Source organism: Streptomyces sp. SID5910 (genome assembly GCF_009862125.1).
GTDB lineage: Bacteria > Actinomycetota > Actinomycetes > Streptomycetales > Streptomycetaceae > Streptomyces.
This window is the reverse complement of sequence record NZ_WWHX01000227.1, coordinates 1-9667: the sequence shown is the minus strand read 5'-3', so window position 1 is coordinate 9667 and position 9667 is coordinate 1. Positions and strand designations below refer to the sequence as shown.

The 9667-nt window shown below is 69.7% G+C and carries 9 protein-coding genes and 1 pseudogene; 1 reads left to right on the top strand and 9 read right to left on the bottom strand.

Going from position 1 to position 9667, the window contains the following annotated elements; genetic code table 11:
• Positions 1 to 130 precede the first annotated feature (130 nt).
• From prcA to arc, 6 genes and pseudogenes are all read right to left on the bottom strand, one after another.
• Positions 131 to 880, bottom strand: a complete 750-nt coding sequence (gene prcA / locus GTW67_RS08325) for a proteasome subunit alpha (RefSeq protein ID WP_161164163.1) — start codon at positions 878 to 880, stop codon at positions 131 to 133.
• Between the two features lie 65 nt (positions 881 to 945).
• On the bottom strand, positions 946 to 1791 hold the full coding sequence (prcB, locus tag GTW67_RS08320) for a proteasome subunit beta (RefSeq protein WP_161164162.1): 846 nt from the start codon (positions 1789 to 1791) through the stop codon (positions 946 to 948).
• Positions 1743 to 1868 (bottom strand): annotated as a pseudogene (locus tag GTW67_RS37555) (endonuclease VII domain-containing protein); the annotation flags it as partial. The gene prcB and the pseudogene GTW67_RS37555, both read right to left, overlap by 49 nt.
• 137 nt (positions 1869 to 2005) lie before the next feature.
• Positions 2006 to 2224, bottom strand: a complete 219-nt coding sequence (locus GTW67_RS08315; protein ID WP_016325855.1) for a ubiquitin-like protein Pup — start codon at positions 2222 to 2224, stop codon at positions 2006 to 2008.
• Between the two features lie 178 nt (positions 2225 to 2402).
• The gene (gene dop / locus GTW67_RS08310) at positions 2403 to 3914 is read right to left on the bottom strand and encodes a depupylase/deamidase Dop (protein ID WP_346010598.1); all 1512 of its coding nucleotides are present in this window, start codon (positions 3912 to 3914) and stop codon (positions 2403 to 2405) included.
• Positions 3915 to 4144: 230 nt separating this feature from the next.
• Complete coding sequence (gene arc / locus GTW67_RS08305) at positions 4145 to 5911, bottom strand: proteasome ATPase (RefSeq protein ID WP_161164161.1); 1767 nt, start codon at positions 5909 to 5911, stop codon at positions 4145 to 4147.
• Positions 5912 to 6157: 246 nt separating this feature from the next.
• On the opposite strand from arc, the gene GTW67_RS08295 reads away from it, so the two are divergent.
• Positions 6158 to 6463 carry a ferredoxin gene (locus tag GTW67_RS08295; protein WP_161164164.1) on the top strand — a complete coding sequence of 102 codons (306 nt, stop codon included), beginning with the start codon at positions 6158 to 6160 and terminating at the stop codon, positions 6461 to 6463.
• A 74-nt stretch (positions 6464 to 6537) separates the two neighbouring features.
• Here the strand turns inward: GTW67_RS08295 and GTW67_RS08290 are convergent, their stop codons facing one another.
• From GTW67_RS08290 to GTW67_RS08280, 3 genes are all read right to left on the bottom strand, one after another.
• Complete coding sequence (locus GTW67_RS08290) at positions 6538 to 7116, bottom strand: hypothetical protein (protein WP_161164160.1); 579 nt, start codon at positions 7114 to 7116, stop codon at positions 6538 to 6540.
• Between the two features lie 220 nt (positions 7117 to 7336).
• Positions 7337 to 8239, bottom strand: coding sequence for a tRNA (adenine-N1)-methyltransferase (locus GTW67_RS08285; RefSeq protein WP_161164159.1), 903 nt, complete (start codon positions 8237 to 8239; stop codon positions 7337 to 7339).
• A gap of 127 nt (positions 8240 to 8366) precedes the next feature.
• Positions 8367 to 9667: site-2 protease family protein (locus GTW67_RS08280; RefSeq protein WP_237518736.1), on the bottom strand; the 1301-nt coding region annotated here is incomplete at its 5' end.

The following is a 9667-nucleotide window of genomic DNA, read 5'->3' as shown; positions in this document are numbered from 1 at the left end:
GAGGACGGACACCCCCCGGCGCGGCCCCGACCCACCCACCGGACCGAAGGCGCTACGCGCACCCCCACCGGACCCGCACAGGCCGCCGCAGGCATCCCGCGGCGGCCGGTACAGCGATGGCGATCGCGCTCTACTCCTCGTCCTCGGCCTCGTCCGTGGCCGCAGCCCCGCCCCCGCTCGCTCCCCCGTCCAGGAGCCGCGACAGCTGCCCCCCCACGATCCGCTTGAACTTCCGCTGCTGCGGCCGCGTACGGTCCAGCACCGCGACCTCCAGCCGCTCCGCCGGAATCTCCCGCTCGCTGCCGTTCGTGTCCCGCGACAGCGCCTGCACCGCCAGCTTCAGCGCCTCGGCCAGCGTCATCCCGTCCCGGTGCCGCTGGTCCAGGTACCCGCTGATCTGCTCCGCGTTGCCCCCGACCGCCACCGACCCGTGCTCGTCGACGATCGACCCGTCGTGCGGCAGCCGGTAGATCTGGTCACCCTCGGGACTGTCCCCGACCTCGGCGACGACCAGCTCCACCTCGTACGGCTTCTCGGCCGAGCTGGAGAAGATCGTGCCCAGCGTCTGGGCGTACACGTTGGCGAGTCCCCGGGCCGTCACGTCGTCCCGGTCGTAGGTGTAGCCCCGCAGGTCGGCGTAGCGCACGCCACCGATCCGCAGGTTCTCGTACTCGTTGTACTTGCCGGCGGCCGCGAAGCCGATCCGGTCGTAGATCTCGCTGAACTTGTGCAGCGCACGGGACGGGTTCTCGCCGACGAACACGATGCCGTCGGCGTATTGCAGCACGACCAGGCTGCGGCCACGGGCGATGCCCTTGCGGGCGTACTCCGCCCGGTCGGCCATCGCCTGCTGGGGTGAGACATAGAACGGCGTCGACACCGGTTATCCGTCCCTTTCTGTCGAAGTCACTGGACCACCTGTCACCAACACGACGAGGCCGGCCGCTACAGCAGCGCGGCCCGCGGACCGTCGGGCTGCTCCAGCCGCCGGTCGAGGACCGAGCGGGCGAGCCGCGAGCTCTCGTCCTCGGTCAGCCGGCGGAAGCCGTCCTCGGTGATCACAGTGATGATCGGGTAGATCCGGCGCGCGACGTCGGGACCACCGGTCGCCGAGTCGTCGTCCGCCGCGTCGTACAGCGCTTGGACCACGAGCGTCGTGGCCTCTTCCTCGCTGAGGTCGTCACGGAAGAGCTTCTTCATCGCACCGCGCGCGAAGATCGACCCGGAGCCCGTGGTCGCGTAGTGGTGCTCCTCGGAGCGCCCGCCCGTCACGTCGTACGAGAAGATGCGGCCCCTGCCGCGGTCCACGTCGTACCCGGCGAACAGCGGCACCACGGCCAGCCCCTGCATCGCCATGCCCAGGTTGGAGCGGATCATCGTCGACAGACGGTTCGCCTTGCCCTCCAGGGACAGCTGCGCGCCCTCGACCTTCTCGAAGTGCTCAAGCTCCAGCTGGAAGAGCTTCACCATCTCCACGGCCAGACCGGCCGTGCCGGCGATGCCCACCGCGGAGTACTCGTCGGCCGGGAACACCTTCTCGATGTCCCGCTGCGCGATCATGTTGCCCATGGTCGCTCGCCGGTCACCGGCGAGCACGACGCCGCCGGGGAAGGTCACGGCCACGATCGTGGTGCCGTGCGGCGCCTCCACCACGCCCTGCACCGGCGGCAGCTGCCGGTTGCCCGGCAGCAGCTCGGGCTGGTGCTCTCCCAGGAAGTCCATGAACGAAGAGGACCCGGGCGTCAGGAAGGCAGCTGGCAGACGCCCGGTGCTACGAGTGTTGGCTTCCACGCGATTCCTTCCACGTATGCGTCAGCTATGCCACGGACCCTACCCGCCCTGCGGCGGTGATCCACATACTCGGCGGGAACCACGGAACGATCACCCGAGACCCCCGCCGAAGGCAGCGCGCGGTGCGGTCCGACCGCACCGCGCGCGCCTCCCTCGATCCACTCGTCCACCCCTCGCACGCCCGTCGGGCCTACGAAACGAAGGAGGAGTAGGCCTACTGGCCACCCTTCTGCACGAAGGAACGCACGAAGTCCTCGGCGTTCTCCTCGAGGACGTCGTCGATCTCGTCCAGGACGGAGTCCACGTCGTCGCTGAGCTTCTCCTGGCGCTCCTTGAGGTCCTCGGAAGCCTGCGCGTCCTGCGCCTGCTCCTCGACCTCCTCGGTGGAACGCGTGGCCTTCTGCTGCCCGCCGCCGGTGTCCTTGGTCGCCATAACCCTCACCCCGCTCGGTTCGCCCGACACAGTTGCTCGGTCAAGATCAGACCCTACAAGCCGGGTCCGACATCGGCCCCGCAGTTTCTCCAACGTACGGGGGCCATCTCGATGGTTCCCGGACCCGGTGACTTTCACCCTGTCCGGCGGTCTTCTCCCGTGTACCCGCTCGGCGCCGTCACCCGCCGGACAGGACCTTGACCAGGTCGTCCGCGGTGCGGCAGCGGTCCAGGAGCTCCTTGACGTGATTACGCGTTCCGCGAAGCGGTTCCAGGGTTGGCACCCGCTGGAGCGAGTCGCGCCCCGGCAGGTCGAAGATCACCGAGTCCCAGGAGGCCGCGGCGACGTCGTCCGCGTACTGCTCCAGACAGCGCCCGCGGAAGTACGCCCGGGTGTCCTCCGGAGGCTTCGTACGGGCCCTCTCGACCTCCGTCTCGTCCAGGAGGCGCTTGATGCGGCCCCGGTCCACCAGCCGGTTGTAGAGGCCCTTGTCGGGCCGCACGTCCGCGTACTGGAGGTCGACGAGGTGCAGCCGGGCGGCGTCCCAGTCCAGGTCGTCCCGGCGCCGGTAGCCCTCCATGAGTTCCCGCTTGGCGACCCAGTCCAGCTCGCCGGCGAGGCTCATCGGGTCGTTCTCGAGCCGGTTGAGGGTGTCCTCCCAGCGGCCCAGGACGTCCTTGGTCTGGTCGTCGGCATCCGCTCCGTACCGTTCCTCGACGTACTTGCGCGCCAGCTCGTAGTACTCCATCTGGAGCTGCACCGCGGTGAGGGTGCGCCCGCTGCGGAGAGTGATCAGGTGCTGGAGCGACGGGTCGTGCGAGACCTGGTGGAGGGTGCGTACGGGCTGGTCCACGGCGAGGTCGACGGCGATGAAGCCGTCCTCGATCATCGACAGGACCAGGGCCGTCGTGCCCAGCTTCAGATAGGTCGAGATCTCGGACAGGTTCGCGTCGCCGATGATCACGTGCAGCCGCCGCCACTTCTCGGCGTCCGCGTGCGGTTCGTCGCGGGTGTTGATGATGGGCCGCTTCAGCGTCGTCTCCAGGCCGACCTCGACCTCGAAGTAGTCGGCGCGCTGGCTGAGCTGGAAGCCGTGTTCGTGCCCGTCCTGACCGATGCCGACGCGGCCGGCGCCGGTGAAGACCTGGCGGGAGACGAAGAAGGGCGTCAGGTGGCGCACGATGTCCGAGAAGGCGGTCTCCCGCTTCATCAGGTAGTTCTCGTGCGTGCCGTAGGAGGCGCCCTTGTTGTCGGTGTTGTTCTTGTAGAGGTGGATCGGCTGGGCGCCCGGCAGCTGGGCCGCCCGTTCGGCCGCCTCGGCCATGATGCGCTCGCCGGCCTTGTCCCACAGCACGGCGTCCCGCGGGTTGGTGACCTCCGGAGCGCTGTACTCGGGGTGGGCGTGGTCGACGTAGAGCCGTGCTCCGTTGGTGAGGATGACATTGGCCAGGCCGATGTCCTCGTCGGTGAGCTGGCTGGAGTCGGCTGCCTCGCGGGCGAGGTCGAAGCCTCGCGCGTCCCGCAGCGGGTTCTCCTCCTCGAAATCCCAGCGGGCCCGGCGGGCCCGGTGCATCGCCGCCGCGTAGGCGTTGACGATCTGGGACGAGGTGAGCATGGCATTGGCGTTGGGGTGACCGGGGACGGAGATCCCGTACTCCGTCTCGATGCCCATTACTCGCCGTACGGTCATGCGGCCCTCCTTGCCCGGCGGCGCCCTCGGTCGTGGGCGCCGCTCACGTGGCGCTCCGGTGCGTGTGCGGTGCCCGTCCCCGCACTGCGCGACTCGGCGGTACGGAAGAGCCTAGAACGCCTTTGCGCTGGTGGGGAGATCATTTGCGTCATTGCCTTGCTCCAGCCGTGGCCCCCAAAAACAGTCGGCTGCGGGTACCCACCGAAGGGCACCCGCAGCCGCCCTGCCTTTTACAGGTACTGACCGGTGTTCGCCACCGTGTCGATGGAGCGTCCGGTGTCCGCACCCTGCTTTCCGGTGACGAGCGTACGGATGTACACGATCCGCTCGCCCTTCTTTCCGGAGATGCGGGCCCAGTCGTCCGGGTTGGTGGTGTTGGGCAGGTCCTCGTTCTCCTTGAACTCGTCCACGCAGGCCTGGAGGAGGTGGGAGACGCGAAGGCCCTTCTGGTTCTTGTCCAGGAAGTCCTTGATCGCCATCTTCTTGGCGCGGCCCACGATGTTCTCGATCATGGCACCGGAATTGAAGTCCTTGAAGTAGAGGACTTCCTTGTCGCCATTGGCGTAGGTGACTTCCAGAAAGCGGTTCTCCTCGGATTCGGCGTACATCTGTTCCACCGCCGTCTGGATCATGCTCTGGACGGTGGCCGCCTTGTCCTTCTCGTGCTCCGTGAGGTCGTCCACGTGCAGCGGGAGGCGCTCGGTGAGGTACTTGCCGAAGATGTCCTTGGCCGCTTCGGCGTCCGGACGCTCGATCTTGATCTTCACGTCGAGCCGGCCGGGCCGCAGGATGGCGGGGTCGATCATGTCCTCACGGTTGGAGGCGCCGATCACGACCACGTTCTGCAAGCCCTCCACACCGTCGATCTCGGCGAGCAGCTGCGGGACGATGGTGTTCTCCACGTCCGAGCTGACACCGGAGCCGCGGGTGCGGAAGAGGGACTCCATCTCGTCGAAGAAGACGATGACGGGGGTGCCCTCGCTGGCCTTCTCCCGTGCACGCTGGAAGACGAGGCGGATCTGCCGCTCGGTCTCGCCGACGTACTTGTTGAGGAGCTCGGGGCCCTTGATGTTGAGGAAGAAGCTCTTGCCGGCGGCCTGGCCGGTGACCTCGGCGACCTTCTTGGCCAGCGAGTTGGCGACGGCCTTGGCGATGAGCGTCTTGCCGCATCCGGGCGGCCCGTAGAGCAGGACGCCCTTGGGCGGACGCAGCTCGTGCTCCCGGAACAGGTCGGGGTAGAGATAGGGGAGCTCGACCGCGTCGCGGATCATCTCGATCTGTCCGCCGAGGCCACCGATCTGCTCGTAGCCGATGTCGGGGACCTCTTCGAGGACGAGTTCCTCGACCTCGCTCTTGGGGACGACCTCGTAGACGTAACCGGAGCGGGGTTCGAGCAGGAGGGCGTCGCCGGGGCGGATGGTGATGCCCCGCAGCGGCTCGGCGAGCCGGACCACGCGCTCCTCGTCGGTGTGCCCGAGCACGAGGGCGCGCTCGCCGTCCTCGAGGATCTCCTTGAGGGTGACGATGTCGCCGACGCTCTCGTACTCCATGGCCTCGACCACGTTGAGGGCTTCGTTGAGCATCACTTCCTGGCCGCGCCGGAGCTCGTCGAGCTCGACGCTCGGGCTGACGTTCACCCGGAGTTTGCGGCCGCCGGTGAAGATGTCGGCGGTGCCGTCCTCGTTGGCCTGCAAGAACACACCGAAGCCTGCCGGTGGCTGGGCCAGCCGGTCGACCTCCTCCTTGAGGGCCACGATCTGGTCGCGGGCCTCGCGGAGCGTGCCGGCGAGTCGCTCGTTCTGGGCGGACACACCGGCCAGGTTGGTCTGCAGCTCGACGATCCGCTCTTCGAGAATTCTCGTGTGCCGCGGAGAGTCGGCGAGCTTGCGTCGCAGGACGGCGATCTCCTGCTCAAGATAGGCCACCTGCCCGGCCGGGTCCTCGGACCCGCGTCCCGGGCGGATGCCGCGGTTCATGTCGTCGTCGTGGGCTGCCACGGTCCTCACCTCCTCCAAGGGGAGCTGGACGCTTCCAGACCCTACCTGGGTGGGTGTCGATTGAAACCCCTAGATCACAAAGACTGTCGGGGTGTGTCCGATCTTCACCCTTGCGCTCTCCCTCACGCCAGGGGAATACCCACCGAACGTGACGGGAACCCAGGCGAGGGTAGGGTCGAACCGTTCAACACCCGTCAGAGCTGGCCGGATTCCCGACCGGCTCGACGCAGGAAACGGCAGGAAGCAATGAGTGTGCAGCAGGAGGCCGGAGTCGACGGCGAGGCTCTCGAGGTCTGGATCGACCAGGACCTGTGTACCGGCGACGGCATCTGCGCGCAGTACGCGCCCGAGGTGTTCGAGCTGGACATCGACGGTCTGGCCTATGTGAAGGGCGCCGGCGACGAGCTCCTCCAGGCCAAGGGCGCGACGACGCCCGTGCCGTTGCCCCTGCTGACGGACGTGGTCGACTCCGCGAAGGAGTGTCCGGGCGAGTGCATCCATGTACGTCGCGTTTCGGACAGGGCAGAGATCTACGGCCCGGACGCAGAGTGACCGAACTGTGACGTAAAGGCCACGCACAGTGACCGCTGTGCGCCGGGTCACACCTCTCGGGGGTCTCCCCTCGGTCAGACGGCCCGCGCCTGGGACGGCGTGTCGCGGACGAACGCGCCGTCCTTCCACTGCCACTTCACGTCGTCGGTGACGTCCGGGCAGCAACTGGGCACGTCGGACGACGAGTAGCCGAGGAGCCTCGCGAGGACGGCACCGCCGCGCACCGAGAAGTCGGTGACCGTCCGGCGCTCCTTCGGATCCACCAGGGTGGCCACCACACGGGACTTGCCGCTGCCGGTGTCCCGGGTCAGGACGTAGACGCCGTCGGGCGGGGTGCCCATGGGCGCGTCGCAGTGCACGACGGCCACCGTCTCGGGCCGGCCGTCGCCGTCGAGGTCCCCGGACGCCTTCTTCTGCACCACGGCCTCGACCGGGCCGCACTCCAGGGGGAACACGACAGTCGCCGGATCGGGCGGCGTGCTGTGCGCCGGGGCCGTCTTCGTCTGCGGTCCGGCGGCCTGGGCCGCTGTCGCGGCGTCGGGCTGAAGGACCGAGGAGAGGGCCACGACTCCGGCCAGAGCGGTGGCGGTGGCGACCCAGTGGATCGGCCGGGTGTGCGTGTGCGACAGGTCCGGAACGGCGGGGTGCTGCACGAGGAGTGTCTCCTGTGAGGGCTGTGCCGGTGGGGGTGGCCAGCATCGTGCCACACGTCACAGTGCGAGGGAACGGCGGGGTGGGTACTGGTGCGGATTGCCCTGGCGTGGCCTGCCGCGCCGGGTGTGCCCTTCAACGCGACGACGCCGTGGTGGAGTTCCCGGTCGGTGCCGGAACTCCACCACGGCGTCGGTACGTTGACCGTGGCGAGGGGCCGTCTCAGCGGCCGGAGCCGCCGCCGGCGTTGGGGCCGTCGTAGTCCTCGCCGTAGGCGCCCTTGGCGGGGCGGCGGCGGCGCATGGGCGGCTCGACGCCGTCGGCGAGGCGGCGGGCGGTGAGCAGGAAGCCGGTGTGGCCGATCATCCGGTGGTCCGGGCGCACGGCCAGGCCCTCGACGTGCCAGTTGCGGATCATCGTCTCCCAGGAGGTCGGCTCGTTGAAGCAGCCGATCTCGCGGATGGACTCGACGGTCCGCGCGAGCTGGGTGGTGGTCGCGACGTAGCAGCACAGGATGCCGCCGGGCACGAGTGCCTTGGAGACGGCCTCCAGGCACTCCCAGGGGGCGAGCATGTCGAGGATGACCCGGTCGACGTCGGCGTCGGACAGGTTGTCCTGGAGGTCGCCGACCGTGAGCTGCCAGGCGGGGTGCGGGCCGCCGAAGTAGCGCTCCACGTTCTGCCGGGCGATGTCGGCGAAGTCCTCGCGGCGCTCGTAGGAGTGCAGCATTCCCTGGTCGCCGATGGCGCGGAGCAGGAAGCTGCTGAGCGAGCCGGAGCCCACACCGGCCTCGACGACGCGCGCGCCGGGGAAGATGTCGGCGAAGGCGAGGATCTGCCCCGCGTCCTTCGGGTAGACGACGGCTGCCCCGCGGGGCATGGACAGGACGTAGTCGGGGAGCAGGGGGCGCAGCGCGAGGTAGGCGACGTTACCGGTGGTGCGGACAACGCTGCCCTCGGGAGCACCGATCAGTTCGTCGTGGGGGAAGGAACCCTTGTGGGTGTGGAAGTTCTTCCCGGCCTCGAGCGTGAACGTGTAGTGGCGGCCCTTGGGGTCGGTCAGCTGAACCTGGTCCCCGACCTTGAAGGGCCCGCGCCTGCGGGCGGCACCGGTCGGTTCGGACATGTGACCAGCCTACCGGCTCCCTGCCGGGGGCTTGACCAGCGTAGGCGGGTGAGGGCCGCGGTGCGTGCGGACGGCGCGGGCCGTACGGGGTCGCTCGCGCAGTTCCCCGCTCCTCTTCGGGCCGCGTTCAGCTGGGCCTTGCCATGGCCTTGACGAAGGCCCGCTCCACGTCGGCGGCGGACAGGACGCCGTAGATCTCGCCGGTGTCCTCGACGACCAGGTACTCGGTGGCCGGGGAGGCCCGCAGGGCGTCGAGGAGTTCCTCGCCGGACAGCTCGGCGGAGACGCGCATGCCGTCGGTGAGGTCCTGGGCGAGCCCGCTGACCGGGACCCAGGGGCGGCGGTGCTCGGGTACGCCGACGATGGCGGCCTCACGGACCAGGGAGACGGGCCTGCCCTCGGTGTCGACGACGACCAGGGCGCGGGCACCGGAGGCGTTGGCGCGGCGCAGGGCCTCGGAGAGCGGGGTGTCGGCGGGGACGGGGACCGCGCGCCGGGTGAGGGCGCGGGCGCGCAGCTCGGGCAGGTGCTCGCGCAGGCGGGCCATGCGCAGGCTGTTGCCGGCGCCGGTCCAGATGATCGCGGCCAGGATGGCGGCGAGCAGCGCGTCCATCAGCGTGTCCATGCCGACGTTGTCCACGGCCCCGGAGCCGAGCGCTCCGGACTGGGTGAGCAGCGGCAGCCCGATCAGCACGGAGACGGCGAGTGCCCGGCCGACCCAGGCGGCGGCGACCGTGCCGCTCATCGGCTTGCCGGTGATCTTCCAGACGACGGCGCGGAGCATCCGGCCGCCGTCGAGCGGGAGGCCGGGGAGCAGGTTGAAGGCGGCGACGATGAGGTTGGAGATCATCAGGCCGGCGAGCAGGACGCCGGGGACGGTGCCCGGCTCGACGGGCAGCAGGGCGAGGTAGAAGACGCCGGCGAGGACGAGGGAGAGCAGCGGGCCGACGAAGGCCAGCACGAACTCGCGGCCGGGGGTCTCGGCCTCCTTCTCGATCTCGGAGACGCCGCCGAAGAACTGGAGCTGGATGCGGCGCACGGGGAGCTTGAAGCGGAGGGCGGCGACGGTGTGGGCCAGTTCGTGGACGAGGACGGAGGCGTAGAAGGCGACCGCGAAGAAGAGGGAGACCAGGTAGCGGGCGGCGCCCAGCTCGGGCAGGACCCGGTCGAGCTGGCCGCCGAACACCCAGGTGATCAGGGCGGCGACCAGGAACCAGCTGGGCGCGACGTACACGGGCACGCCGAAGGGCCGTCCCATCAGCAGCCCGCCGCCGGGCTCGGGGCGACGCTGCGGTGGCCGGCCCGGGCCGCGGCCGGTGCGGGCCTCGGTACGGGCGTGGTGGGCCGGAGCCGGGGGCTTCGGTGCGGGCTCGGACGGGGTGTCCCGCCCCGGCCCGTCCCCCGGCCCGTCCTGCGGCCCGTCCCCCG